This window comes from Paraburkholderia rhizosphaerae (assembly GCF_004366595.1).
In the GTDB taxonomy this organism is placed as follows: Bacteria; Pseudomonadota; Gammaproteobacteria; order Burkholderiales; family Burkholderiaceae; genus Paraburkholderia; species Paraburkholderia rhizosphaerae.
Map to the genome: position 1 here is coordinate 64717 of NZ_SORE01000019.1, position 26470 is coordinate 91186.

At 63.4% G+C, this 26470-nt stretch carries 19 protein-coding genes and 1 pseudogene; 8 read left to right on the forward strand and 12 right to left on the reverse strand.

The window, feature by feature from the left end:
* Positions 1 to 88: 88 nt before the first annotated feature.
* Complete coding sequence (locus tag BX592_RS23020) at positions 89 to 2947, reverse strand: 2-oxoglutarate dehydrogenase E1 component (protein WP_134194871.1); 2859 nt, start codon at positions 2945 to 2947, stop codon at positions 89 to 91.
* Positions 2948 to 3351: 404 nt separating this feature from the next.
* A complete protein-coding gene (gene typA / locus BX592_RS23025) occupies positions 3352 to 5178 on the reverse strand; it encodes a translational GTPase TypA (protein WP_134194873.1) in 1827 nt (608 codons plus the stop codon).
* A gap of 349 nt (positions 5179 to 5527) precedes the next feature.
* Here typA and BX592_RS23030 point away from each other — a divergent pair, with 349 nt between their 5' ends.
* The 5 genes from BX592_RS23030 to BX592_RS23050 all read left to right on the forward strand — a co-directional run bounded on the left by BX592_RS23030 (position 5528) and on the right by BX592_RS23050 (position 11256).
* Positions 5528 to 6043, forward strand: coding sequence for a MarR family winged helix-turn-helix transcriptional regulator (locus tag BX592_RS23030; RefSeq protein WP_134194875.1), 516 nt, complete (start codon positions 5528 to 5530; stop codon positions 6041 to 6043).
* Between the two features lie 55 nt (positions 6044 to 6098).
* On the forward strand, positions 6099 to 7661 hold the full coding sequence (locus tag BX592_RS23035) for an efflux transporter outer membrane subunit (RefSeq protein WP_134194877.1): 1563 nt from the start codon (positions 6099 to 6101) through the stop codon (positions 7659 to 7661).
* 76 nt (positions 7662 to 7737) lie between these two features.
* Complete coding sequence (locus BX592_RS23040; RefSeq protein WP_134194879.1) at positions 7738 to 8976, forward strand: EmrA/EmrK family multidrug efflux transporter periplasmic adaptor subunit; 1239 nt, start codon at positions 7738 to 7740, stop codon at positions 8974 to 8976.
* 37 nt (positions 8977 to 9013) lie between these two features.
* The gene (locus BX592_RS23045) at positions 9014 to 10579 is read left to right on the forward strand and encodes a DHA2 family efflux MFS transporter permease subunit (RefSeq protein ID WP_134194881.1); all 1566 of its coding nucleotides are present in this window, start codon (positions 9014 to 9016) and stop codon (positions 10577 to 10579) included.
* 215 nt (positions 10580 to 10794) lie between these two features.
* On the forward strand, positions 10795 to 11256 hold the full coding sequence (locus tag BX592_RS23050; RefSeq protein ID WP_134194884.1) for a cupin domain-containing protein: 462 nt from the start codon (positions 10795 to 10797) through the stop codon (positions 11254 to 11256).
* A 69-nt stretch (positions 11257 to 11325) separates the two neighbouring features.
* Here BX592_RS23050 and truB read toward each other — a convergent pair whose 3' ends face one another.
* The 5 genes from truB to rimP all read right to left on the reverse strand — a co-directional run bounded on the left by truB (position 11326) and on the right by rimP (position 17715).
* Positions 11326 to 12291, reverse strand: coding sequence for a tRNA pseudouridine(55) synthase TruB (gene truB, locus BX592_RS23055; protein ID WP_134194886.1), 966 nt, complete (start codon positions 12289 to 12291; stop codon positions 11326 to 11328).
* Positions 12292 to 12313: 22 nt separating this feature from the next.
* The gene (rbfA, locus tag BX592_RS23060; protein ID WP_134194888.1) at positions 12314 to 12679 is read right to left on the reverse strand and encodes a 30S ribosome-binding factor RbfA; all 366 of its coding nucleotides are present in this window, start codon (positions 12677 to 12679) and stop codon (positions 12314 to 12316) included.
* Between the two features lie 73 nt (positions 12680 to 12752).
* Positions 12753 to 15662, reverse strand: coding sequence for a translation initiation factor IF-2 (infB, locus tag BX592_RS23065; RefSeq protein WP_134194890.1), 2910 nt, complete (start codon positions 15660 to 15662; stop codon positions 12753 to 12755).
* A gap of 122 nt (positions 15663 to 15784) precedes the next feature.
* A complete protein-coding gene (gene nusA, locus BX592_RS23070) occupies positions 15785 to 17260 on the reverse strand; it encodes a transcription termination factor NusA (protein ID WP_134194892.1) in 1476 nt (491 codons plus the stop codon).
* Complete coding sequence (rimP, locus tag BX592_RS23075) at positions 17257 to 17715, reverse strand: ribosome maturation factor RimP (protein ID WP_134195016.1); 459 nt, start codon at positions 17713 to 17715, stop codon at positions 17257 to 17259. Before rimP ends, nusA begins: the two co-directional genes overlap by 4 nt.
* Before the next feature lie 95 nt (positions 17716 to 17810).
* Between rimP and BX592_RS23080 the strand changes: the two genes are divergently transcribed.
* Positions 17811 to 18017, forward strand: coding sequence for a hypothetical protein (locus BX592_RS23080; protein ID WP_134194894.1), 207 nt, complete (start codon positions 17811 to 17813; stop codon positions 18015 to 18017).
* A gap of 241 nt (positions 18018 to 18258) precedes the next feature.
* Here BX592_RS23080 and rluB read toward each other — a convergent pair whose 3' ends face one another.
* The 4 genes from rluB to BX592_RS23100 form a co-directional block, all read right to left on the reverse strand.
* Positions 18259 to 20100 carry a 23S rRNA pseudouridine(2605) synthase RluB gene (gene rluB / locus BX592_RS23085; protein WP_134194896.1) on the reverse strand — a complete coding sequence of 614 codons (1842 nt, stop codon included), beginning with the start codon at positions 20098 to 20100 and terminating at the stop codon, positions 18259 to 18261.
* A gap of 61 nt (positions 20101 to 20161) precedes the next feature.
* Positions 20162 to 21400, reverse strand: coding sequence for an SMC-Scp complex subunit ScpB (gene scpB, locus BX592_RS23090; protein ID WP_134194898.1), 1239 nt, complete (start codon positions 21398 to 21400; stop codon positions 20162 to 20164).
* 464 nt (positions 21401 to 21864) lie between these two features.
* The gene (locus BX592_RS23095; protein WP_134194900.1) at positions 21865 to 23079 is read right to left on the reverse strand and encodes a pyridoxal phosphate-dependent aminotransferase; all 1215 of its coding nucleotides are present in this window, start codon (positions 23077 to 23079) and stop codon (positions 21865 to 21867) included.
* Between the two features lie 193 nt (positions 23080 to 23272).
* The gene (locus BX592_RS23100; RefSeq protein WP_134194902.1) at positions 23273 to 24175 is read right to left on the reverse strand and encodes a LysR family transcriptional regulator; all 903 of its coding nucleotides are present in this window, start codon (positions 24173 to 24175) and stop codon (positions 23273 to 23275) included.
* Between the two features lie 464 nt (positions 24176 to 24639).
* On the opposite strand from BX592_RS23100, the pseudogene BX592_RS23105 reads away from it, so the two are divergent.
* Together BX592_RS23105 and BX592_RS23110 are read left to right on the forward strand one after the other, a co-directional pair.
* Positions 24640 to 25035: pseudogene (locus BX592_RS23105) on the forward strand (transposase); the annotation flags it as partial.
* Between the two features lie 239 nt (positions 25036 to 25274).
* The gene (locus BX592_RS23110; protein ID WP_134194906.1) at positions 25275 to 25553 is read left to right on the forward strand and encodes a hypothetical protein; all 279 of its coding nucleotides are present in this window, start codon (positions 25275 to 25277) and stop codon (positions 25551 to 25553) included.
* A 401-nt stretch (positions 25554 to 25954) separates the two neighbouring features.
* Here the strand turns inward: BX592_RS23110 and BX592_RS23115 are convergent, their stop codons facing one another.
* Positions 25955 to 26257, reverse strand: a complete 303-nt coding sequence (locus tag BX592_RS23115; RefSeq protein WP_134194908.1) for a hypothetical protein — start codon at positions 26255 to 26257, stop codon at positions 25955 to 25957.
* Positions 26258 to 26470: the final 213 nt, after the last annotated feature.

Below are 26470 nucleotides of genomic sequence, written 5' to 3' on the forward strand. Positions count from 1 at the left end.
GCAGTTCGTCCTGGACAGATGCGCTCGCGGCGGCGGTCGTTCGCGGTGCGGGAAAGCGCGCTGCGCTTTCCCGCGGTTCGCGTTGTCGTTATTTGATGATCGACGTGCTCTTCAGACGGCCGAATGCGCCTTCGACCAGCGCCTTCTGCTGCTCGTAGTGCTTCGCGTAGTAGCCGACGGCCGGCGATGCGGAAGCCGGACGACCGCTGTACGCGAGCTTCTGGCCTTCCTTCATGCCTTCCTTCAGGTGATGCTCGATGTAGAACCACGAGCCCTGATTCTGCGGCTCGTCCTGCACCCACACCACTTCGGTCGCGTTGTCGTACTTCTTGATCTCCGCCTCGAACTGCTTGTGCGCGAACGGATACAGCTGCTCGACACGAATGATCGCGACATCGGTCGCCTTCGCTTCACGGCGATGTGCGACGAGGTCGTAGTACACGCGGCCCGAGCACGCCAGCACGCGCTTGACCTTCTTCGGTTCGATCGATGCGTCGACTTCGCCGATCACCGGCTGGAACGAGCCCTTCGCCAGTTCCGACAGATCCGACACGGCTTCCTTGTGACGCAGCAGCGACTTCGGCGTGAAGATGATCAGCGGCTTGCGGAACAGGCGGATCATCTGACGGCGCATCAGATGGAAGATCTGCGCCGGCGTGGTCGGCTGGACCACTTGCATGTTGTGGTCCGCGCACAGCTGCAGGAAGCGCTCGATACGCGCCGACGAGTGCTCCGGACCCTGGCCTTCGTAGCCGTGCGGCAGCAGCATCGTCAGGCCCGACACGCGGCCCCATTTCACTTCGCCCGACGAGATGAACTGGTCGATCACGACCTGCGCGCCGTTCACGAAGTCGCCGAACTGGCCTTCCCATGCGACGAACGTATTCGGTTCGGCGGTCGAGTAGCCGTACTCGAAACCGAGCACCGCTTCTTCGGACAGCACCGAGTCGATCACGGTGAACTTCGCCTGACCGTCCGCGACGTTCTGCAGCGGCACGTACGTGCCGTCGTTCCAGCGCTCGCGGTTCTGGTCGTGCAGCACCGCGTGACGATGCGTGAACGTGCCGCGGCCCGAGTCCTGACCGGTCAGGCGCACTGCATAGCCCGATGCGACCAGCGACGCGAATGCAAGGTGCTCGCCCATGCCCCAGTCGAGCGGCGCTTCGCCGCGACCCATCGCACGGCGGTCGTTGATCACGCGCTCGACCAGCGGGTGCAGCTTGAAGTTTTCCGGGATCGTCGTCACGCGTTCCGCGAGACGCTTCAGTTCCGCGAGCGGCACGGCCGTATCGGCGGCGTCGGTCCACTTGCGGTTCAGGAACGGCACCCAGTCGACCGCGTACTTGCTCTTGTAGTTCGACAGCACCGGGTCGATCGTGTGATGACCTTCGTCCATCGCCTTGCGGTACGCCTTGACGAATTCGTCGCCTTCTTCCGCGCTAATCACGCCCTGCTGCACGAGTTTTTCCGCATACAGCGCGCGCGTGCCCGGGTGCTTCGCAATCGTCTTGTACATCAGCGGCTGCGTGACCGCCGGCGTGTCCTGCTCGTTGTGACCCAGCTTGCGGAAGCAGATGATGTCGACAACCACGTCCTTGTGGAACTGCATCCGGTAGTCGATGGCCAGCTGCGTAGCGAGCACGACCGCTTCCGGATCGTCGCCGTTCACGTGCAGCACCGGCGCTTCAATCATCTTGACCACGTCCGTGCAGTACAGCGTCGAGCGCGAGTCGCGCGGGTCCGACGTCGTAAAGCCGATCTGGTTGTTGATCACGATATGCAGCGTGCCGTGCGTGCCGTAACCGCGCGTCTGCGCGAGGTTCAGCGTTTCCATCACGACGCCCTGGCCGGCGAATGCCGCGTCGCCGTGAATCTGCACCGGCAGCACCTGCAGGCCCATGTCGTCGCCGCGGCGGTCCATACGGGCCTTGGCCGAGCCTTCGACGACCGGGTTCACGATTTCGAGGTGCGACGGGTTGAACGCGAGCGACAGGTGGACCGGGCCGCCATTGGTTGCGACGTCCGACGAGAAGCCCTTGTGGTACTTCACATCGCCGGCCGGCAGGTCGTCGACGTGCTTGCCTTCGAATTCGGCGAACAGGTCCGCCGGCATCTTGCCAAGCGTATTTACCAGCACGTTCAGACGGCCACGGTGCGCCATGCCGATCACGATTTCCTGCACGCCTTTCGCGCCCGCGTGATGCACGACTTCGTCCATCGACGCGATAAAGCTCTCGCCGCCTTCCAGCGAGAAGCGCTTCTGGCCGACGTACTTCGTGTGCAGGAAACGCTCGAGGCCTTCGGATGCGGTCAGGCGGTTCAGGATGTGCTTCTTCTTCTCGTTCGAGAAGTTCGGCGTCGAGCGGATCGACTCCAGACGCTCCTTCCACCAGCGCTTCTGCTCAGGATCGCTGATGTACATGTACTCGGCGCCGATCGTGCCGCAGTACGTGTCGCGCAGATTCTTCACGATATCGCGCAGCGATGCCTGCTCGAAGCCGAAGTAGAGCGCGTTCGCGTTGAACACCTGGTCCATGTCGGCTTCGGTGAAGTCGTAGAACGCGGGTTCGAGCTCGGGAATCGGGGGACGTTCGCGGCGCTTCAGCGGATCGAGATTGGCCCATTGCGAGCCAAGGAAGCGATATGCGTCGATGAGGGACTGAACGAAAACCTGTTTGCGGGCGGTTGATTCTTCCGCGCCGCCAGCGGTACGCGGGATAAAGGCATTGGCCTTCGCGCGTTGAGCAAACGATTCGACGATCGGGCCATGGGCCACATCGTTGGCAGTGGTGCCATCCGATGCAGGCGTATTCTGCAACGCGTCGAAATAGCTGCGCCAGTTCTCGGGCACTGACGCCGGATTGTCGAGATACGCTTCGTACAGTTCTTCTACGTACGGAGCATTGCCGCCGAACAAATACGAGTTCAGCTGGAATTGCTTCATCATGTTTACGCTCACCTTTCGTCGAGTTTCTCGAGAAATAGCGGGTTGTTGAACCTTCCGCGACACGGCCTGACCGTTTAGCGGATTGCGCGAATCAAGTCTTGCTTGGAAGGACCTAAAACTTGCATCCGCGGAGAATAGCACAGAACCATCGCGAATGCCGGGCGGGAAAGCCTCGAACGCCCGTTGGGAAAGGCCTCGCGACGCGTCAGCAGGTCAATGCGGAGGCTGCTGCGAATTACGCAGGAGTCTGTGTGCAAAATCGCAACGATTGCGCTTTTCCATAACTGATATATCAGGGCAAATGCCAATAAAAAAACCGCCTTCGAAAAATGAAGGCGGTTTTTATTAAGCCACTGCGAAGCCGATCGGAGAAACCATCCACGACGGCTTCGGCGCGCGCGTCGTCAGTCGACCGCCGCTTCGCGGCTTGCGCGGCGGCGCTCGTGCTCCTTCAGGTGGCGCTTGCGCAGACGGATCGACTGCGGCGTCACTTCGACGAGTTCGTCATCGTCGATGAATTCGACTGCATATTCGAGCGACATCTGGATCGGCGGCACCAGGCGCACCGCTTCGTCGGTGCCCGACGCACGGACGTTCGTTAACTGCTTGCCCTTGATCGGGTTCACGACCAGGTCGTTGTCGCGGCTGTGAATGCCGATGATCATCCCTTCGTACAGCGGATCACCCGGCGTGACGAACATGCGGCCGCGGTCCTGCAGCTTCCACAGCGCATACGCAACCGCCGCGCCATCGTCTTGCGAAATCAGCACGCCATTGCGGCGCTCGCCCACTGAACCTTCCTTGATCGGACCATATGAATCGAACACGTGGCTCATCAGGCCGGTACCACGCGTGAGCGTCAGGAATTCGCTCTGGAAACCGATCAGGCCACGCGCCGGAATACGGTATTCGAGGCGCGTGCGGCCGCGGCTGTCCGATGCCATGTCGAGCATTTCGCCCTTGCGGCGGCCCAGCTCTTCCATTACGCCGCCCTGGTTGCCGTCTTCGACGTCCACGGTCAGCAGCTCATACGGCTCGTGCTTCACGCCGTCGATTTCCTGCAGCACGACGCGCGGCCGCGACACCGCCAGCTCAAACCCCTCGCGGCGCATGTTCTCGACCAGAATGGTCAGGTGCAGTTCGCCGCGACCCGACACTTCGAACACAGTTTCGTCGCCGGTGTCACGCACGCGCAGCGCGACATTGTGATTCAGTTCCTTCATCAGACGGTCGCGAATCTGGCGACTCGTCACGAACTTGCCTTCCTTGCCCGCGAGCGGCGACGAATTCACGAGGAAGTTCATCGTCAGCGTCGGTTCGTCGACGGTGATCATCGGCAGCGCCTCGGGCGTATCCGTCGCGCAGACCGTCGCGCCGATGCCGATGTCTTCGATGCCGTTGATCAGCACGATGTCACCCGCCTGCGCCTCGTCGACCTGCACACGCTCGAGGCCATGGAACGACAACACCTGATTGATCTTGCGGTTCAGCACTTCGCCATCCGGCCCGAAGCGCACCGCGACCTGCTGGCCGGGCTTAACGCGACCACGGTTGATGCGGCCCACGCCGATCCGGCCGACATACGTCGAGTAATCGAGCGACGTGATCTGCAACTGCAGCGGACCATCCGGGTCCGCCGGGCGGACCGGCACGTGCTCGAGGATCGCCTCGAACAGCGGACGCATATCGCCTTCACGCACGCTCGGATCGAGCCCTGCGTAGCCCATCAGGCCCGACGCATAAACCACCGGAAAATCGAGTTGCTCTTCGGTCGCGCCCAGTTTGTCGAACAGGTCGAAAGTCTGGTTGATCACCCAGTCGATACGCGCGCTCGGCCGGTCGATCTTGTTGATCACGACGATCGGCTTCAGGCCGAGCGCGAGCGCCTTCTTCGTGACAAAGCGCGTTTGCGGCATCGGGCCGTCCACCGCATCGACCAGCAGCAGCACTGAATCGACCATCGACAACACGCGCTCGACCTCGCCGCCGAAATCGGCGTGGCCCGGCGTGTCGACGATATTGATGTGCGTGCCTTCGTATTCGACCGCGCAGTTCTTCGCGAGAATCGTGATGCCGCGCTCCTTTTCGATGTCGTTCGAATCCATCACCCGTTCCGCGATCTGCTGGTTTTCGCGGAAGGTGCCGGACTGGCGGAGCAACTGGTCGACAAGCGTGGTTTTGCCGTGGTCGACGTGGGCGATGATGGCGATATTGCGAAGAGCGCGGGACATAGGAACCTGAGAACGATTGAGCGCACCCGCCGACCGTTCTGAACCTATTCAGAACATACCGCGAACGCACTTCCGGGAACCGCATATTCTAGCACGCAGTCGTGACGCGTATCTCATATTCGCTCGCGTATTCCCCAATAGCACGGCGGGAAACCCCGACCAGCCCCGCGCCCGACCGTGCCGCGATCGTTGTCCGACACCGGCGTCGGACCGCGCCAGCCGCCGCCAGCCCCGCCTGTCGCCGGCTCGGATGACAAAACACCGTTACCCGATCTGCAAGAACGCTTGCCATGTCAATTAAGCATTCTTATAATCATGCCTAGTCAACTATTGCTTTCGCATAAGAATCATGACGGAGCCGTCCATCACGCCACCACCCGAGATCCGCGATTACCAGCTCTCGGAAAGTGTCGGATATCTGATTTCCCGCGTGAAATCGACGATGTCGAACATGGTCACGCAACGCGCGATGGCCGAACTTGGCATCACCAGCACGCAGGCCAGCATTCTGTTCATGGTCGCGAGCGGCAAGTGCCTGCTTGCGGCGGAACTGGCGCGCGAATATGGCATTGACGCGAGCGCGGTGACGCGGTTGATTGACCGCCTCGAAAAGCGTGGGCTGCTGACCCGCGTGCGCAGTAGCGAGGACCGGCGCGTCGTGCGCCTCGCGCTCACTGCGGAAGGCAGTGCGATTGCCGCAAAGTTGCCGGCCATCTTCACCAGCGTGCTGGATAAGTTGCTGTCCGGGTTCACGCCGGAGGAAACCGGCTTCCTCAAAAGCATGCTCAGGCGCGTGCTCGCGAATAACGCAGATTCAAGCGGCATAACCCGTGACACGGCAAGCAATCCAGACGCAAAACCGTAGCAAATTGGTTGCAGTGTCCATCACTGAACCTGATTAAAACCAAAGAGACCGATCGATGAAGTCGTACCACTCGTTTGCGCCCGGCCGGTCGAGCCGGGCTGCGGCCGTTTCCGTCGCGTCGGTCGCGCTGACGGCAATGACGCTCGCGCTGTCAGGCTGTGTGAATTATCTGGGCATTAGCAGCAACAAGAAGATTGCGGAGCCCGCGCAGTACGAGACCACGCAAAGCGTGCCGAACGAAGGCGGCGCGTGGCCGTCGCTCGACTGGGCCAACCAGTTCGGCGACCCGCAATTGCCGAAGCTGATCGCCGAGGCGCTCGAAGGCAATCCGTCGATTGCACAGGCGCAGGCGCGCCTTGCGAAGGCGCAGTCGTATATCGAAAGCTCTCGCTCCGCGCTGTTTCCGCAGGTGACCGGCAGTTACACGTGGACGCGCGAGCGCTATTCGCCCAACGGCCTGTTCGCACCGCCGATCGGCGGCAAGTGGGACAGCGAGAATTCCGTGCTCGCCAGCGCGACATGGGACCTCGACCTGTGGGGCAAGAATCGCGCGAAGCTGCAGGCGGCGGTCTCGCAACAAAAGGCGGCGCAAGCCGAAGTGCAGCAGGTGCGCGTGGCGCTCGCGACGTCGGTTGCGAGCACGTACAACCAGCTCGCGCAACTGTACGCGCTGCGCGACATCGCGCAGCACGAGATCGAGAACCGCCAGACGGTCGGTTCGATCACCAACGACCGCGTTGGCGCGGGGCTCGACACCAACGTCGAGAAGCAGACCGCGAACGGCAATATTGCGACCAGCCAGTCGTCGCTCACCGATCTCGACGGTCAGATCACCGTCGTGCGTTATCAACTCGGTGCGTTGCTCGGCAAGGGACCGGACCGCGGTCTGCAGATTGCGCAGCCGACGCTGAACGTGGGCGACGCGGTGACCTTGCCGGACAACGTCCCCGCCGACCTCGTGTCGCGCCGCCCCGATCTCGTTGCCGCGCGCTGGCAGGTCGAAGCGTCGATGCAAGGCGTGAAGGAGGCGAAGGCCGAGTTTTTCCCGGACATCAATCTCGCCGCGAATTTCGGCTTCGACTCGTTTGGCTGGAGTGATCTGTTTCTGTGGTCGAGCCGCCAGATCATGGCCGGCCCGGCCATCCATCTGCCGCTCTTCGACGCGGGTGCGTTGCGCGCGCAACTAAAGGGTCGCTACGCGGATTTCGACCTCGACGTCGCGAACTACAACCAGACGCTGATCAACGCGTTGAACGATGTCGCGACGCAGGTTTCATCGATCCGCTCGATCGACAGGCAGGAAGGCGACGCGCAACGTGCGCTCGACGCATCGACGAAAGCGTATCAGCTTGCCGTGATCCGTTACCGGGCCGGGCTGTCGCCGCAATTGCAGGTGCTCAACGCAGACGACAACCGGCTCGCCGCCGAGCAGGCGGTAACGAATCTGAAGATGCGCCGCCGCGGCCTGCAGATCGGTCTCGTCAAAGCGCTCGGCGGCGGCTTCGACGCAACGGCGATCGGTCTCGCCGCGCCGCCGCCGGATGGCGACGGCGCGCCGTCGCAAGCGCCGAGTGACGCCACTGAGACCACTGCGGCATCGGCCCACGCGGCGAACTGACCGGGCCTCGCGACACGCACGCCGCACACGCTACACAACACACGCACAAGAGACACGAAAGTACAGGGAGTCCATCATGAGCACGCCTCAACCGCAACCCGCGCCCAACGCGCGGCCTTCGAACAACAACGGCAAGCGCAAACGGATGATGACGGTGCTCACCGTCATCATCCTGCTTGCCGCGATCGGCTACGGGCTGTACTACTTCCTCGTCGCGCGTTTTCATGAAACCACCGACGATGCCTATGTGAATGGCAACGTCGTGCAGATCACGCCGCAAGTGACCGGCACGGTGATAGCGGTGAATGCAGACGACACGCAGACCGTGAAGGTCGGCGATCCGGTCGTCGTGCTCGATCCGGCCGACGCCCGCGTCGCGCTACAGCAGGCGGAAGCCAATCTCGCGCAGGTGGTGCGTCAGGTGCGCGGCCTGTACGTCGACGACAACCAGTACCAGGCGCAGGTCGCGGTTCGCCAGGCCGATCTGTCGCGCGCGCAGGACGATCTGCGCCGCCGCTTGACCGTCGCGCAAACCGGCGCCGTATCCGCCGAGGAGATTTCGCATGCGCGCGATGCGGTGCGCAGCACGCAGGCCGCGCTCGACGCGTCCGAACAGCAGCTCGCGGCCAACCGCGCACTGACCGCGAACACGACGATCACCGATCACCCGAACGTGATGGCAGCCGCCGCCAAGGTCCGCGATGCGTATCTGAACAACGCGCGCAACACGCTGCCGGCGCCGGTCACCGGCTATGTCGCGAAGCGTTCGGTGCAGGTCGGCCAGCGCGTGTCGCCGGGCAATCCGCTGATGGCGGTCGTGCCGCTCAATGGCGTGTGGGTCGATGCGAACTTCAAGGAAGGTCAGTTGAGGCATATGCGCATCGGCCAGCCGGTCGAACTGACGGCCGACCTCTATGGCTCGTCGGTGGTCTATCACGGCAAGGTGGTCGGGTTCTCAGCCGGCACGGGCGCCGCGTTCGCGCTGCTGCCCGCGCAGAACGCGACCGGCAACTGGATCAAGGTCGTCCAGCGTCTGCCGGTGCGCATCGAACTCGATCCGCGGGAACTCGCGAAACATCCGCTGCGCATCGGCCTGTCGATGCTGGCCGACGTCGACATCAAGAACGAAAGCGGCGGTCAGCTCGGCAATGCGCAGAACACCGTCTACCAGACCAAGGTATTCGACAAATACGGCGACGAAGCCGACGCGGAAATCGCGCGCATCATCGCCGAAAACGCGGGGCCGGGCGGCAACGCATCGCAGAAAGCAGCGGCACGCGGCGCGGGCAAACGCGCGGCTGCGAAGCTGATGTAAGCGCCCCCCGTCAAACCAGAACAAAGGCTTTCGCTCAATGGCTCAGGCTCAAGCGCCGATCGTTCATCCACCGCTGGAAGGCGCGCAACTTGTGATCGGCACGATCGCGGTATCGCTCGCGGTGTTTATGAACGTGCTGGACACGTCGATCGCCAACGTGTCGATCCCGTCTATTTCCGGCGACCTGGGTGTGTCGTCCGACCAGGGCACGTGGGTGATCACGTCGTTCGCGGTTGCCAACGCGATTTCCGTGCCGCTCACCGGCTGGTTGACCGATCGTATCGGCCAGGTGCGGCTCTTTATGGCGTCGATCATCCTGTTCGTGATCTCGTCGTGGATGTGCGGACTCGCGCCGACGCTGCCGTTTCTGCTTGCGTCGCGCGTGTTCCAGGGCGCCGTCGCGGGGCCGATGATTCCGCTATCGCAGACCTTGCTGCTGGCCAGCTATCCGCGCGCGAAAGCGCCGATGGCGCTGTCGATGTGGGCGATGACCACGCTGATCGCGCCGGTCGCCGGCCCGATTCTAGGCGGCTGGATCTCGGACAATATCTCGTGGCCGTGGATCTTCTATGTGAATATTCCGGTCGGCGTGCTCGCGGCGGCGGCCACATGGGCGATCTTTCGCGATCGCGATTCGGTGATCAGAAAAGCGCCGATCGACACAGTCGGTCTCGCGCTGCTGATTACCTGGGTCGGTTCGCTGCAGATCATGCTCGACAAGGGCAAAGACCTCGACTGGTTTTCATCGACGACGATCGTCGTGCTCGCGTTGACCGCGGTGATCGCGTTAGCGTTCTTTATCGTCTGGGAACTGACCGCGGATCATCCGGTGGTGGATCTGTCGCTCTTCAAGCTGCGCAATTTCACCGGCGGAACAGTCGCGTTATCGATCGGCTATGGGCTGTACTTCGGCAACCTGGTGTTGCTGCCGCTCTGGCTGCAAACGGACATCGGCTATACGGCAACCGATGCGGGCATCATCATGGCGCCGGTCGGTCTGTTCGCGATCCTGCTGTCGCCGGTCACCGGCAAGGTATTGCCACGCACCGATCCGCGCTATATCGCGACCGCATCGTTTCTGATTTTCGCGCTGTGTTTCTGGATGCGCTCGCGCTATACGACCGGCGTCGATACATTTGCGCTGACCGTGCCGACGCTGATCCAGGGCGTCGCGATGGCGGGTTTCTTTATCCCACTCGTGTCGATCACGCTATCGGGATTGCCGGGCAACCGCATTCCCGCGGCATCGGGTCTATCGAACTTCGTGCGGATCATGTGCGGCGGCATCGGCACATCGATTTTCCAGACTGCGTGGGATCACCGGTCGATTCTTCATCACACGCGGCTGGTCGCGCAGGCGAATCCGTACAACCCGGCGTTCGACGCGACCGTCCAGCAGTTGAACCAGATGGGTCTCGACAAGCAGCAGGCATTGGGACTGTTCAACTCGATGGCCACGCAACAGGCCGCGCAATTGGGCGTCAACGACCTGTTCTATATCTCCGCGGGTATTTTCATCGCGCTGATCGCGTTGATCTGGATTACCAAGCCTGAACGCTCGCCTGGCGGCGATGCGGGTGCGGCGGCGTCGGCGGCACACTAAACGGCTAAATCGCGCGCGATATGCGGCGCACGGCGCTGCCGTTGCGCGCCATGGACACGAACCGCCGCATGGCGGGGCGAATTCACATCGATTGTTGACGTGACCTGGTGATCGCGAAGCGCTAGATTCATGGCGGCAATACGCGATTGTTAGCGTTCGCGACACAGCTTGCGGCAAACTACGCCCTCTTCCGGTCCGCCATTTGCAGGTCACCCATGAACAGACGCTGGATAAGCAGAGTACCCACCTTCGGTGCAACGCTGACGCTCGTCGCGCTTTTCGCCGTCGCCGCGCACGCGCAAGCGGAAGTGATCAAGCCGATCAAGGTAACGAAACCTGAAATCAACGGCTCGATCTTTCAGCGCAAGGGCGCGGTGCATGAGAGCAAGGACGGCAACGCGACGACGGATGTCGTTACGTTCACGTCGAAAGACAACGGATATCAAACCGGGCTCTACCAATCCGGCCCGCTGCATGAAACCGACAAGGACTATCCGTACAACGAGTTCCTGTACTTCATCAGCGGGGGTGCCACGCTGACATCTCCGGATGGCTCGGTCGTGGCGGTCCACGCGGGAGAAGCCGTCACGATTCCCAGAGGCTGGAGCGGCACCTTCGATACGAAGGGCTACACGAAGCTGTACGTCACGTACAACCCGGACGACGTGAAGAAGTAGTTTAGAAATAGCTCACGCACGAACTCACACGCGCAGCCGTACGCGGACCGAGCGCCCCGGACTCCGTGTTCAGGTCGGCGCGGTGACGACCAACCGGTCCGGTGCGAGTACGCCGTCGGCTGCTTTCGCGACGCCGAGTAGACGGCCTTCATGCGGGCCTTCATACGCCGCATAGACACGCACGCGCGGCGCGCCCAGCACGTCGCCGCTGATCGACAGATCCGCGAGGCGCAGCCGCTGTCCATGCAGGAAACGGCGCGTCGCTTCGTCATCGAGGTGCACTGCGGGGAAGGTCGATAACAATGCGTCAACTGGCTGCAGCCAGCGATCGCGATCGCCGTCGGCCGCATCGGAGAGCGCGTCGAGCGTCACCGCATGCTCGAGCGTCAGCACGCCGACACCGGTGCGCCGCAGCGCGATCAGATGCGCGCCGCAACCCAGCGCTGCGCCGATATCCTCGGCGAGCGTGCGCACATAAGTCCCCTTGCTGCATGTCACGCGAAACGTCACGTCCGGTAGCGCGCACGCAATCAATTCAAGCGCGTGAATCGTGACCCGGCGCCCTTCCCGCTCGACCGTTTGCCCGGCGCGCGCGTATTCGTAAAGGGGCTTGCCGTCGCGTTTGAGCGCCGAATACATCGGCGGAATCTGCACGATCTCACCGCAAAACTGCGTTAGCGCAGCGGCGACGCCTGCGTCGTCGCAGTGAACGTCGCGTGTCCGCAGTACTTCGCCTTCCGCATCGCCGGTTGTCGTTGTCACGCCGAGCCGCATCGTCGCCTCGTACGTTTTGTCCGCGTCGAGCAGATCCTGCGAGAACTTGGTGGCTTCGCCAAAACAGAGTGGCAGCAAGCCGGACGCGAGCGGATCGAGCGTGCCCGTATGGCCTGCCTTCTTCGCCTGATACAGGCGCTTTGCGCGGATCAACGCGTCGTTGCTCGACAGACCCACCGGTTTATCGAGCAGCAGCACGCCGTCCAGCGCGCGGCGCGGCACGCGCGGACGCTGCGGTGCGGTCGGAGAGGCGTTCGTCATTTCAGCTAGCACGCAACGATGATCAGTCTTCTTTCGCGCGATTCGCGTTTGCTTCGTCGATCAGTCGCGACATCTGCACCGCGTGCTCGATCGTCTTGTCATAGTGGAAATGCAGCGTCGGCACTGTGTGGATATGCAACCGCTTGAAAAGCTGGTTATGCAAATGGCCGGCTGCGTGGTTGAGCGCGTCCTGCGTTTGCGCCGGATCGCCGGTCAGCGTCGTGAAATAGACCTTCGCGTGCGCATAGTCCGGCGTCAACTCGACGCTCTGAATCGTGACGATTCCGATGCGCGGGTCTTTGACCTCGCGAAGCAAGTCGGACAGATCACGTTGGATCTGATCCGCGATCTGTACATTGCGATTGGGGGAAGTACGTTTTTTCGGCATGTTCAGTCAGGCATAAAAACACAGGGCGGAGCCGGCTCAGCGCCCGCTCCGCCCTGGTAGCGCGGCGCTCCGGTTACAGCGTACGCGCGACTTCGGTGACCTCGAAAACTTCGAACTGGTCGCCTTCGACGATATCGTTGAAGTTCTTCACCGACATACCGCACTCGAAGCCCTGGCGCACTTCCTTGACGTCGTCCTTGAAGCGCTTGAGCGAATCGAGTTCGCCAGTGTGAATGACGACGTTGTTGCGCAGCACGCGCACCGACGAGGTCCGCTTGACGACACCATCAGTGACCATACAGCCCGCCACCGAACCGACCTTCGGCACCTTGAATACCTGGCGCACCTCGACCATGCCAGTGATGACTTCGCGCTTCTCCGGCGCGAGCATGCCCGACATCGCCGCTTTGATCTCATCCACCGCGTCGTAGATGATGTTGTAGTAGCGGATGTCGACGCCGTTTGTCTCGGCCAGCTTGCGCGCCTGCGCATCGGCCCGCGTATTGAAGCCGACGATAACCGCCTTCGATGCCGTCGCGAGGTTGACATCCGATTCGCTGATACCGCCGACCGCGCTGTGCACGATCTGCACGCGCACTTCGTCGGTGGACAGTTTGAGCAGCGCCTGCACCAGTGCTTCCTGCGAACCCTGCACATCCGCCTTGACGATGAGCGGCAGGTTCTGCACTTCGCCTTCGCCCATTTGCTCGAGCATGTTTTCCAGTTTCGCGGCCTGCTGCTTCGCGAGCTTCACGTCGCGGAACTTGCCCTGACGGAACAGTGCGATTTCGCGCGCCTTGCGGTCATCCGGCATCACGATCATTTCTTCGCCGGCCGCCGGCACTTCCGACAGACCCTGGATTTCAACCGGGATCGACGGGCCCGCCGACTTCGTTGCCTTGCCGGTTTCGTCGAGCATCGCGCGCACACGGCCATACGCACTGCCGGCCAGCACGACGTCGCCGCGGTTCAGCGTACCGGACTGCACGAGGATCGTCGCGACCGGGCCCTTGCCCTTGTCGAGTTTCGCTTCGATCACGAGGCCCTTGGCCGGCGCCTCGACCGGCGCCTTCAGTTCAAGCACTTCAGCCTGCAGCAACACGTTCTCGAGCAGATCGTCGATGCCCTGGCCGGTCTTCGCCGACACCGGCACGAACGGCGAATCGCCACCGTATTCTTCCGGTACGACGCCTTCCGCGACCAGTTCCTGCTTCACGCGGTCAGGGTTCGCTTCCGGTTTGTCAATCTTGTTGATCGCGACGACGAGCGGCACACCGCCCGCTTTCGCGTGCGAGATCGCTTCCTTCGTCTGCGGCATCACGCCGTCGTCGGCCGCGACCACGAGAATCACGATGTCGGTTGCCTTCGCGCCGCGTGCACGCATCGCCGTGAACGCCTCGTGACCCGGCGTATCGAGGAACGTGATCACGCCGCGCGGCGTTTCGACGTGGTATGCGCCGATGTGCTGCGTAATGCCGCCCGCTTCGCCGGCGGCGACCTTCGCGCGCCGGATGTAGTCGAGCAGCGAGGTCTTGCCGTGGTCGACGTGACCCATCACTGTGACAACCGGCGGACGCGGCAGCGCTTCGGCGTCGCTCACTTCGCCTTCGACCAGCATCGCTTCCGGATCGTCGAGCTTCGCGGCCACCGCGTGGTGCCCCAGCTCCTCGACAACGATCATCGCGGTTTCCTGATCGAGCATCTGGTTGATCGTGACCATCTGGCCGAGCTTCATCATCACCTTGATGACTTCCGAAGCCTTCACCGACATCTTGTGCGCGAGATCGGCCACCGTGATCGTTTCCGGCACGTGCACTTCTCGCACGATCGGCTCGGTCGGTGCCTGGAACGAGGTGGCTTCCTGATGCTTGCCACGCCCCTTCGGACCGCCGCGCCAGCCGCGATCGACGCCGCCGCTGGTATCGCCGCGCGTCTTGATGCCGCGGCGCTTGGCTGCGTCGTCCTGCCAGCCGCCTGCTTTACCGCCCGCCTTTTTCTTGTCGCCAGCGGGTGCGGACGGCGACGACGGCGTCGTCGACGCCGGCGTAGCTGCCGCGGGCTTCTTCGCCGCCGGACGCGCCGCCGGCGTTTCGCCAGCCGGCCGTGCCGGCTTGTGCAGCGTGCCCTTCGCCTCGGCAGCCTTCGGCTGTTCGGCTGGCTTTTGCGCCGCGGGCGCCGGTTCCGGCGCCTTCGCCTGAGCCGCCTTACGCGGCGTGTTCATCATTTCGCGAATCGCGCGCGCTTCGGCTTCCGCCGCCGCACGACGCTTCGCAATCTCTTCCTGCTCGGCGCGCGCCTTCTCCGACGCGGCACGCGCGGCATCCTCGGCCTTCTTCGCCGCTTCGCGCTGCGCCGCGCGTTCCGCTGCCGCGCGCTCGTCTTCCTGTTCCTGATCAGCGGCGCGTTCGGCTTCCGCCTGCTGCTCGCGCGCAGCCGCTTCGGCCACCGCAGCGGCGCGCTTCTTCACCGCCTCTTCTTCCGCGCGTTGCCGCTCCGCCTCGGCCGCCTGCTCGCGCGCCTGGCGCTCGGCCTCTTCGCGCTCGAGACGTTCCTGGCGCTCCTTCAGCTCCTGAGCCTGCTGCGCAAGCAACTCGGCCTGCTGGCGCGCTTCTTCCTCGCGACGCTGCAATTCGAGATCTTCAGCCTCGGCGGCAGCCGCGTGCTCGCCCTGATCGGCCGATTCGTCACGGCGGACAAAGGTGCGCTTCTTGCGAACTTCGACCTGAATGGTACGAGCCTTACCCGTCGCGTCGGACTGCTTGATCTCCGACGTGTGCCGCCGCGTCAGCGTGATCTTGCGCTTGTCGGCGTCCTGCGAGCCGTGCGACTTGCGCAAGTGGTCGAGCAGACGCGCCTTGTCGGTTTCCGACAAGGCGTCGTCCTCACTCGCTTTCTCGACGCCCGCCGCCTGCAGCTGCTCGAGCAGCACGCCTGCAGGCATTTTCAGTTCCGCGGCAAATTGGGCTACGTTGTTACTCGCCATTCATTCCTCTTAGTGCAAGGACCGATTCCTTGCTGTTAGCATCGGGTCGTGCGGCCATCCGGCATCGATACACATCGGCGCCTGCCGCGTTCAGGTCAGTGGTTCATGGTCATGTCACTTTGTCACTGAAACCAGTGTTCACGGGCCTTCATGATCAACGCCTTCGCGGCGTCCTCTTCCATGCCGGTCATTTCAACCAGCTCGTCTACTGCCAGTTCCGCCAGATCGTCGCGCGTTTGCACCTGATGTTCGGCAAGCTTCGCAAGCAGATCCGCATCCATACCGTCGAGGCTCTTCAGATCGAGCGCCACGCCCTCGACCTTCTCCTCGTTCGCGATCGCCATCGTCAGCAACGCATCGCGCGCGCGATTACGCAATTCGTGAACCGTGTCTTCGTCGAATGCCTCGATCTCGAGCATCTCGTTGAGCGGCACATAAGCGATCTCTTCGAGGCTCGTGAAGCCTTCGTCGATCAGGATGTCAGCGACTTCCTCGTCGACATCGAGACGCGCCATGAACAGGTCACGCAGGACGCTGCGTTCCTGATTCTGCTTTTGCGCAGACTCGTCCGGCGTCATGATATTGATCTGCCAGCCGGTCAGTTCGCTGGCAAGACGCACGTTCTGGCCGCTGCGGCCGATAGCGACCGCCAGTTCGTTTTCGTCGACGACGACGTCCATCGAATGCTTTTCTTCGTCGACGACGATCGACTGGACGGCTGCCGGCGCAAGGGCGCCGATCACAAACTGGGCGGGATCTTCCGACCATAGCACGATGTCGACGTTTTCGCCACCGAGCTCATTGCGCACGGCCTGCACGCGCGAGCCGCGAATGCCGACACAGGTACCGATCGGATCGATGCGCTTGTCATACGCGACCACGCCGATCTTCGCGCGCACGCCGGGATCGCGCGCGGCCGCCTTGATCTCGAGCAGGCCCTGTTCGATTTCCGGCACTTCCATTTCGAACAGCTTCATCAGGAACTCGGGCGCGGTGCGCGACAGTTCGATCTGCGGACCGCGAGCGGTGCGATCGACCTTGCCGATATACGCGCGTACGCGGTCGCCGACACGCAGGTTTTCTTTCGGAATTAACTGGTCGCGACGCAACAGCGCTTCGACACGGCCCGATTCGACGATGAAGTTACCCTTGTCGAGACGCTTGACCGTACCGGTCATGATGCTTTCGCCACGCTCGAGGAAGTCGTTCAGAATCTGCTCGCGCTCCGCGTCGCGAACCTTCTGCAGAATCACCTGTTTCGCAGCCTGTGCCCCGATACGGCCGAATTCGATCGACGGCACCGGTTCTTCGAGGAAATCGTCGATTTGCGCGTCGGGTTTCTGCTCGCGCGCTTCGAACAGCAGGATTTCCTGGTCCGGCTCCTGCAGACCGGCTTCGTCGGGCACCACGCGCCAACGGCGGAACGTTTCATGCTCGCCGCTCTCACGGTCGATATGAACGCGAATGTCCGCGTCCTCGTCGAAGAGTTTCTTGGATGCCGAGGCGAGCGCCGCTTCAAGCGCAGCAAATACGACGTCCTTGTCGACGTTCTTCTCGCGTGCCAGCGCATCCACCAGCATCAACACTTCGCGACTCATTGTTTGCGGCTCCTAAAGTCAACTTTCGGAACGAGGCGTGCTTTATCGATATCCGCAAGCGTGAAATCCAGCATCGCGGCGCCTTCCTTCCCTTCAAATTCAAGACCAATCGTCTCGCCTTGCGGAGCATGCAAAATACCCCGGTACGATTTACGTCCGTCCAATGGCTTTTTCAACGTGATCACTGCTTCGCTACCCGCGAAGCGTTCGAAATCCATCAGTTTCTTGAGCGGCCGGTCGAGCCCCGGCGACGATACTTCGAGCCGCTCATAGTCGATATTCTCGACCGTCAGGACGTGCTGGAGCTGACGCGTGACCTTTTCGCAGTCTTCGATCGCGATGCCGGCAGGCTGGTCGATGAACACGGTCAGCATGCCGCGCCCGGTGCGCTCGAGATCGACCAGTTCGTAGCCAAGGCCCACGACCGTCGTTTCAATCAGTTCCGTCAGTTGCACAATGCCCTCTAGATGTTCGCGCGGCGCGCCTGCCGGTTGCCACGGCGGAGTTGCCGCAGTGGGGTTGCCAGGCGAGGTTGCAGAACCTGCCACGAATGACCATCGAACACCACCACAGCGGGCCGCGCCAGGCCGACGTGCGTGTGCTTGCCGAGATGCTGAACCACATGTCGAACGCATCGAATTGCGAACTTGCGCGGCAAAAAAAAATGGGCGAAACGCCCATCATCTTATTGCCGGTGGTCGCACCTGAGCCGCACGCAAAAACCAGACTCTTAACCGCACGCCCAGCGACTTCGTGATTGTAGCCATTTTTCAGGACAAACGCAAACCGCGAGGCCGCCGAGGAGGCGCATTCGCGCTTGCTTTGGCGTCAATCGAGCGGAAAAAACCAGGCGAAAGACGACTCCGCGACGTGGCGGCGCAGAGTCGGCCGGCCGTCTCCGCGGGTCTGACGTTCAGCATCGCACGCGAGATCCGTTGAGCCTGTTAATCCGGCTGCGGACCCACCGTCAGGCGGTTTGCGCCTCAGGAAAATTGGGTCTACCGGCCGCGTGTACGGCCGCGTGGCGCGCGGTTTCCGTTTGCGTTCGGATTGTTGCCGCGATTCGCGTTGCCGCCGCGGTTCGCGTTGCCGCCGCCGGCAGCGCGGTTGCCAGCACGATTGCCGCCATTGCCCGCGCCTGCCGCGCCCGCCGCGCGATTGCCACCGCCCGACGGCGCACGGTTGCCGTCGATGTCGCGTCCGCCACGGCCACCCTTGTTCGGCGTGCGTGCGTCGCCACGATTACCGTTGCGGTTGCCAAAACCGCCGCCGGGACCACTGTTCAGCGCTCCGAACCCGCCGCCGGACTGGCCGCGGCGCCCGCCGCTACCGCCACCGCCTCGCTGCTGCTGATCGAAACGGCCATGCGACATCAGCACAGGCTCGCGATGTATGAAGCCCATCGATGTCTGCATCGGATCGGGCTGGCGGCGCTCCTGCGACGCGTTACGCCCGCCGCCCTTCTCTTCGCTTGGCGCCTTCAGTCCGACCGACGCCATCAGGCTGCGCACCTGGTTGTCTTCGAGTTCTTCCCAACGACCACGCTTCAGACCGCGCGGCAGTGAAATCGGACCATGCCGCGTGCGAATCAGACGGCTCACCATCAGGCCGACTGCCTCGAACATCCGGCGCACTTCGCGATTGCGCCCTTCCGCGAGCGCCACGTGATACCAGTGATTCGTGCCTTCGCCACCGCCGTCGCGGATACGCAGGAAGTTCGCCGGACCGTCGTCGAGTTCGACGCCGCTCAACAACTTCTGCCGCATACCCTCGGCGAGTTCGCCGACCACGCGCACCGCGTACTCGCGCTCGACGCTATAGCGCGGATGCATGAAACGGTTCGCCAGATCGCCTGACGTCGTCAGCATCAGCAGACCTTCGGTATTGAAGTCGAGCCGGCCGACCGCGAGCCACTTCGCGGTCTTCATCGGCGGCAGCTTGTCGAATACCGACGGACGGCCTTCCGGGTCCGCGTGACTAACGATCTCGCCAGTCGGTTTGTGATACAGCAGCACGCGCGGCGGCTTGTTCTGCAACTTGCGCTTGACCGGCTTGCCGTTGATGCGAACGAGGTCGGTCGGCATGATGCGCTGGCCAATATGCGCCGGCTCGCCATTCACGGACACACGGCCCGCGACAATCAGCTCTTCCATCTCGCGGCGCGAACCCATACCGGCTTCCGCCAACACCTTGTGAAGTTTCGGCGCGTCGTCGTCCGGCGCGAGTACGCGCTTCGGTTGCGCCGGACGGCCCCGGCGCAGCATCGGCGCGCGCACACTGCCGCCTGGGCCGCCGTTCGACGAATTGTCCGCATCGAATGCAGGCGACGTGACATACGAAAAGAGATCGTCGTCCGTCGCCGCGTCCGGCGCGGCCTGCGGGCTGTTCTGGCCGGGGCCGCGCCGGTTCTGGCGTGCGCCTTCGCGCGGCGCGGCGCCGCGCGGCTGCTGCGCGTCGCGCTTGCCGCCCGTTCGACGACCGCCTTGACCTTTCGCGGCAGCGTCCTTACGCGGCATACGCACCTGAGCGACCACCTCGCCATCCGGCGGCGCTTCAGGCACAACCGGTGCCGGCTGCGCATTGGCGACCTCGGCGCCCGGCTTGCCTTTCGCGCCCGCTCGGCGACGCGCGATCAGACTGCGCGGGCCGCGGCGCAAACCGCGTCGCGGACGCTCGCCGCCTTCTGTGTCGGACGCCTCGCCTGGGCCACCCGGGTCACCCGCACGGCTGTTGCGTTCCGCAGCGCCGGCCGGCGCGGGCGCCGCGCGCGTGTCGTCAGACGGCGCAGGGCGGACCGCGCGCTCGGATTCGGGCGAATCGGTATCGTGGATGTCTGTCAAAACAACCTCAAAATGTCAGATCTCGCGCCCGTTGCGGGCGCGGCAAATAGGTTCGGTTACGTCAGGCGCTGCGTGACTCGGGCTCGTCGTCCGTCACCACGCCCGCGTCTTGTGCGGTGTCCCGGCGGTCTTGCGGACCACCCTGCGCCGCATGAGTCGAATGCGGCCCGATTGCGGGCTCCGCTTCACTGCGAAGTTCGCCACGATGTTCGCGGTCCGGTTCGCCGTGATACTCGTTGCGTTCCTGCACGGCCGCGGTAGAGGCCGATTCGTCGTTGTTTGCGTTGTCAGCGGTGGCTGCCGCGTTGCCGTGCGGCGCTTCATCCAGCTGATCCGCCTGATCTGCCTGATCCGCAGCATCATGCGCATGTGTATTCGCGGAGCCCGCTTCGCGCGCTACGGCGCGTTCGGTGTCGCCACTGACTGCGCCGCTTGCGAGGCCAGTCCGTGCACTCGGATTGCCATCGTCCGAATCGCCGGCCGCCGGGAGATTTCCTTCAGGCTGTCCGACGTGCTCGCTATCCGGCTGCGCAAATCCCGCGCCCGGTGCGCCCGCTTCAGCCGCGTCGCTCGATGAATGAGGTCCGATTGCACCGGGCGCCATCGCATCATCGGCGGCCAAGCCGTGCTGCATTGCTTCAGACACGCCACCTTCGCCGGTCGTCGTAGCGTGTTCGTCGGTGCCGCCGCTCGCGCTCGCCTCATCGCTCGATGCCTGTGCGTCCAGCGTGTCGCCATCGGTGAATTCGATCGAATGCTGCGCGAGCAGATCGACATTCGCCTGGGCCGACGGATCGTCAAGCGGCGGCAGTTCGTCGAGTGCCTTCAGGCCGAGGTCGTCGAGAAACTGGCGGGTCGTCGCGTACAAAGCCGGACGGCCCGGCACGTCGCGATGACCGATCACCTCGATCCAGCCACGGTCTTCGAGCTGTTTGACGACCTGCGTATTCACCGTCACGCCGCGAATTTCTTCGATATCGCCGCGTGTAACGGGTTGCCGATAAGCGATGATCGCCAATGTTTCCAGTACCGCACGCGAATACCTGGGCGGTTTTTCCGGATGCAGCCGATCGAGATACGTGCGCATCGCCGGCTTGCTCTGGAAGCGCCAGCCCGACGCCAGCGACACCAGCTCGACGCCGCGCCCAGACCACTCGTGCCTCAGGTCTTCAAGCAACGTGCGAACCGTATCTGCCGACACGTTATCGGCAAAGAGCTTACGCAACTCACCGAGCTTTAATGGCTCCTGCGCGCAGATCAATGCAGTCTCGAGGACGATCTTCGCCTCTTGGGTATTCATGCAGCTAGGTCAGACCCTGTGGTCAAAAGAACCGGATCAAACAGACGACAAGCAGTAGTGGAACTGAAGACGCGCTCGCCCGATTTTGATCGGTCATATTGATGGGAGCACGCACCGGGGGGAGGCAAAACTGGCATTCAGGCCAAACCCAGCCGGACGACGGAGCAGCGAAATTCCGGAAAGGAACCGCGTGACTGGGTGCCATATTACGCAAAAAGATTCGGTGCGTAAAGCGAGTGGGGGTCACCAGGGCCCGAAGCCCGTTCAGTGCGAGGGGCCAACTTCGGCCAACAGCGTGATGCCGGTGGCCTGGGCCACTCGATAAAGCGCGACAAAGCCGGAGGAGCCGGCTAGTGAACGCCGGCAACGCACGAGCGACGGGAGTGGTCCGGCATGTCGCGGCATCGCCCGACGCGCGCGCTCACAAGCCGCTCTGCCAGGCACACTGAGCCAAGCCCACCCCGCTAAGCCCGCTCAGCCGCCCACCGTCCTTCGAGAAACCTTCGTAGCCGCGCAACCCCTTCGTCGAGTCGCGCCGTGTCGCACGCATAGCACCAGCGCACGAAGCCTTCCCCCTCGGGCCCAAACGCACTGCCCGGCGCAAGACCAATGCGCGCATCGCGCACCAGCGCCTTGCACAGGTCAAGGCTGCCCGCGGCGGCGCCCGGCAGCGAGAAAAACAGGTACATCGCACCCGCCGGCGCCTTCACGTCGACCTCGGGCAACGCCGATAGCGCCCGCACCAGGTGGTCGCGCGACGCCTTCAGTTCGCCGACCAGCTGCTGCGTAAAAGCCTCGCCTTGCTGAAGCGCGGCGAGTCCGGCCTGCTGAACGAAGGCCGGCGCGCAGGACGTGTTGTATTCGATCAGCTTGCCGAGATCGTCCATCAACTGCGCGGGCGCAACGATCCAGCCGAGCCGCCAGCCGGTCATCAGCCACGCCTTCGAGAACGAATTCACACAGATGACCCGTTCGTCGCGCGAAGCCAGATCGAGGAAAGACGGCGCTACGCCATGCTCGTGACCGGCGTAGTAGAGCCGCTCGTAGACCTCATCGGCGATGACCCAGATACCGTTGCGCCGGCAATGGTCGAGCACCGTGCGCTGTTCATCGCGAGTCATCACCCAGCCGGTCGGGTTGTTCGGCGAGTTCAGCATCAGCAGCTTCGTCGCCGGGGTCAGGGCGGTGAGCAGCCGTTCGAGATCGAGCGTCCAGCCGCGCGGACCATAATCGAGCGCCACCGTTTCCACGTGTGCGCCGAGAATTTTCGGAATCTCGACGAGATTCGGCCACAGCGGCGTGACCTCGACCACGCGATCGCCCGCCCCTACCACCAGTTGCGCGGCGAGCATCAGCGCGTTCACTCCGGCGCTCGTGACCGCGACGTGATCGACTGCGGTTGCGCCGTGCAGTGTGCTCACGTAACCGGCCAGCGCCGCGCGCAACGGCGCAATGCCGAGGTTATGCGTGTAGAACGTCGCGCCGGCGGCGAGCGCTTCGCTTGCCGCGTTGCGGATAAAAGGCGGCGTCACGCGGTCGGACTCGCCGAACCAGAATGGCAGCACATCGTCTAGCCCGAAGCCGGCGTTGGCCACTTCACGAATCTGTGACGGCCGCAGCGCGCGCACCGCGTCGCGCGCATGGGGAAAGAGGGCTTGGGACAGGTCCGTTTCGCTCATCGCGGCATCCAGGCAGGTCATCGGAAAGGCGATAGTTTACATCGCGAACGCTGCCTGTCCGGTTCGGCCGACGATGCGATGCGATGCGCACATTCGGAGGATGCGCGCTACGCTCGCATCGATTGAATAGCGCAACGCCTCGGTTCGCGTAAGCATGCCTGCACGCGCGGATGCAGGCGCCCTTGCGCTCAACTCAATGGAGATCTTCAGTGCGCGCCGGCACTTGCGTGATCAAACCCCACACCGCTTCAGCGGCCGGCGATAACGACCGGTCACGCCGCCGCACCAGTTCAACCGTACGCTGCGCGCGCGGCAATAGCGGCCGGGCGACCAGCGTTGCGTCGGCCGGCAGCGGCAGCGCGAGCCACGGCAACACGCTGACACCAATACCCGCCTCGACGAGGCCATACACCGTCGCCGGATGGCCGAGCTCCTGAACCACCGTCGCATGCACGCCGTGCTCGGCCATCGCCGCATCGATAATCGGCCGGCTTCCGGATGCGTAGTCGAGCATCACGAGCCGCTGTCCGTCGAGTGCTTTCCATTCGACCTGCCGACGCTTTGCCAGCGGATGATCGGCACGCGATACGAAACAGAACGAATCGGTCATTAGCGGCTCGGTCAGCAGGTCTTCGGCCGCGTTCGGCCCGACGACCACGCCGAAGTCGACCTCCCCGGATTTCACCCGGCGCACGACATCGCTTTGCACATCGTCGCGCAAGCCCAGTGCGATATACGGAAACTGCCGGCCGCATGCGGCAATCACCTGCGGCATCAGGCGGCATGCGATCGTCGGGCTCGCCGCCACGACGACGCGCCCGCGCCGCTGCTCGCCGATCTCGCGAATTTCGCGCAGCGCGTCGTCGAGGTCGCTCAGCAGGCGCGATACGCTCGCGACGAGATTGCCGCCCGCATCGGTCAACCGCACCTCGCGCGTCGTGCGATCGATCAGCTTCAGGCCAAGCTCCGCCTCGAGTTCGCGCACGCATCGGCTCACCGCGGACTGCGTCAGGCCGATCTCATCGCCGGCCCGACTGAAGCTCTGCAGCCGCGCGACTTCGATAAACACGCGCAATTGGCGAAGCGTCACATTCATTTGGGCCCCTCATCAATCTCGTCGTTTAATGCGAATTGTATGCGCGAATCATCGAGGGTCGCGCGCGACCGCATTGTTGCCACCCCATTTCGCTGCAGCGCAGCAATATAGCGCGAACGCACGGACGGCGGGCCTCGTTGCACAAGATTGGTGATTGTCCTGATTTGCGTGTCAGGTTTTTTGGATTCTCATACGGGCCTGGCAAGCACCCGTCCCGGCTTGATTTAACGGGACTTTGAGGCGGTCGACGACCGATTGGCACACTTCATGCGTTTAGGTTCGCACAAGGTCGGCGCCGAATGCGGTTTATGCAATACCCGCCGCGGCAAGCCCGACCCCGCCTGGCATCCGGCTCGACGCGCGATCTGTGCAGCATTGAACGGCTTCACGCGCAAAACCGGATGCATCCAGAGTGCGCGGCGCGGGGCAGCGCACCGGAGTTAGCTTCGCTGAGGTGAAACATGATGCTGTTCGACGATTTGAAAGACAACGAGTGGGCTTTGGTCGAGGCGTTGTTCTGTGCGGAGCCGGCGCGGAGCGAACGCCGCGGACGGCCACGCGTGGAGGCACGCGCCGTGGTCAATGCGGTGCTGTGGGTTCTGTCGACAGGCGAAGGCTGGTCCAAGCTGCCTGGCCGCTATCCTTCTCCGCCGACCTGCCGTCGCCGTTTCGACGAGTGGCAGGCCGACGGCACCCTCGCCGAAATAGTCAAACGCCTCGGCACCAGCGGCCGTCAGATTTCGTTGCGCGGACGCATCGGCGCGACGGCATCCAAGCCGCCTGCACCGCCGAGCCGCGACCGCCTACGCGGCGCATTCTGGACCAATCCCGAATCGTGGCGCGCACCGGTGAAAATGGCCTGACGGCCACTCCCGTCACCGCCTACTGATTGTCGCGACGGGCGCCTCAGGGCGCCCGACGCATATCTGGCGATCCCGCCGAGGCCGTTGCAACGGCCTCGGACCCATGCCGCCACCCGCAGCCGCCCGGCTGCGATGAAACAACCATTTACTATTATTTACAGCACGCTTTCTTCAGCGGGACTAACGTTGCACTATGCAAACCAGTCGGAACTGACCGTCCTGACGGGAGCCTTACCATGCGACCAATGTCCCTGCTTATGTGCGGCATTGTCGTCTCAACACTTGCCGCAACCGCTGCGGCCCAACAACGGCCGCAAGGCTGGAACTGGAAACCGGACCAGCCAGCGACGTTAGAGGCGTGGCAGCAGGCGGAAACGCGTAATCACGATTTCACGCCGCCGACGCCGCGCGGCGACTTGCGCGGCGACATTGCCAGCAATGTGCGCGCACCGCGCAGCGATGCGCCGTCACGCGACGACGCATCGCGCCGCCGTCCACCGCCGACTCATCGTTGACCGGCGACGGGTGGTTGGGCTCACCCGCCGCCGTTCATGCCGGTGGACCAGTGCTGCAGCATTCGACCAACGCCGGTGTGCCGCGCAAGCGCGGCGGCAGCGCTGTGTGCGCACCTCTGCGCCTGAGCAACCCAATCGATAAATACGGGAACCTGGTGCGGACAGGCCAGTCTCATTCATTGCCATAAGCACAGCGTGGCAGAAGTATCCGGTACGCCCGTATCCTCGCGATACGGGCTTTTTTTGCCTCGGGGGTTCCACCGCCGCGTACAGGATCGCGCACGCCTTCTCCCGCGGAGCCGGCACGGCGCCGTCGACGCATGACACCGCTCGCGTGTCATGCGGTTACGGACCAGAGCGGTCCGCGTCATCCGTTCTTCAGAGGAGCGCCTTACTGCCTGCTAGAGCGCCGCCGCGCGGGGCTCGGCCGCCACGTAGCCGGTCATGCGTCGCGCATCCCAGTCGAGCGCTTGCTCGTCGCGCGCAAGCCGCGCAAATTCCGCTCGACCGCGCTCGGTCAGCACCGCGATATCAACCGGTGCATGAAAGCCGGGCGCGGGCGCAACGGTGCGTTGTCGCACCGTGTCCATCATGCCGAGCGAGCGCAGATATTCAAACACACCGGGACGTTTTGCCCACGGCACCTGGCGATATTGCACACGCCGCAATGCTTCGAGTACCGCTTCATTAGAGTAAGTGGTCATCTCACTTCTTTCTTAAAGTGCAGCCATCGTATGTGTCGCGCGACAGTGGCCTGACGGACGGCAAACAGCGCCGACGAAGTCTCGCCGTGCCGCGCGCCCCGCGGCCATTCTGCCGGCCGCCGTCTGTTTCATTCCGGCCCCCGTTGACCGGCATGGTGACGTTCGCTGCGCGCTAAAAAGTGCGGCGATGCAGCGGTTACCCGCTACGATACC

Bases quoted from the DNA above. Each gene is read 5' to 3' on its own strand.
- BX592_RS23045 (WP_134194881.1), top strand. From the start codon at position 9,014: ATGGCTCAGGCTCAAGCGCCGATCGTTCATCCACCGCTGGAAGGCGCG.
- BX592_RS23110 (WP_134194906.1), top strand. From the start codon at position 25,275: ATGCGACCAATGTCCCTGCTTATGTGCGGCATTGTCGTCTCAACACTT.
- BX592_RS23020 (WP_134194871.1), bottom strand. From the start codon at position 2,947: ATGATGAAGCAATTCCAGCTGAACTCGTATTTGTTCGGCGGCAATGCT.
- BX592_RS23080 (WP_134194894.1), top strand. From the start codon at position 17,811: ATGACCATCGAACACCACCACAGCGGGCCGCGCCAGGCCGACGTGCGT.
- BX592_RS23100 (WP_134194902.1), bottom strand. From the start codon at position 24,175: ATGAATGTGACGCTTCGCCAATTGCGCGTGTTTATCGAAGTCGCGCGG.
- BX592_RS23050 (WP_134194884.1), top strand. From the start codon at position 10,795: ATGAACAGACGCTGGATAAGCAGAGTACCCACCTTCGGTGCAACGCTG.
- BX592_RS23040 (WP_134194879.1), top strand. From the start codon at position 7,738: ATGAGCACGCCTCAACCGCAACCCGCGCCCAACGCGCGGCCTTCGAAC.
- scpB (WP_134194898.1), bottom strand. From the start codon at position 21,400: ATGAATACCCAAGAGGCGAAGATCGTCCTCGAGACTGCATTGATCTGC.
- BX592_RS23095 (WP_134194900.1), bottom strand. From the start codon at position 23,079: ATGAGCGAAACGGACCTGTCCCAAGCCCTCTTTCCCCATGCGCGCGAC.
- BX592_RS23035 (WP_134194877.1), top strand. From the start codon at position 6,099: ATGAAGTCGTACCACTCGTTTGCGCCCGGCCGGTCGAGCCGGGCTGCG.
- BX592_RS23115 (WP_134194908.1), bottom strand. From the start codon at position 26,257: ATGACCACTTACTCTAATGAAGCGGTACTCGAAGCATTGCGGCGTGTG.
- truB (WP_134194886.1), bottom strand. From the start codon at position 12,291: ATGACGAACGCCTCTCCGACCGCACCGCAGCGTCCGCGCGTGCCGCGC.
- infB (WP_134194890.1), bottom strand. From the start codon at position 15,662: ATGGCGAGTAACAACGTAGCCCAATTTGCCGCGGAACTGAAAATGCCT.
- BX592_RS23030 (WP_134194875.1), top strand. From the start codon at position 5,528: ATGACGGAGCCGTCCATCACGCCACCACCCGAGATCCGCGATTACCAG.
- nusA (WP_134194892.1), bottom strand. From the start codon at position 17,260: ATGAGTCGCGAAGTGTTGATGCTGGTGGATGCGCTGGCACGCGAGAAG.
- typA (WP_134194873.1), bottom strand. From the start codon at position 5,178: ATGTCCCGCGCTCTTCGCAATATCGCCATCATCGCCCACGTCGACCAC.
- rbfA (WP_134194888.1), bottom strand. From the start codon at position 12,679: ATGCCGAAAAAACGTACTTCCCCCAATCGCAATGTACAGATCGCGGAT.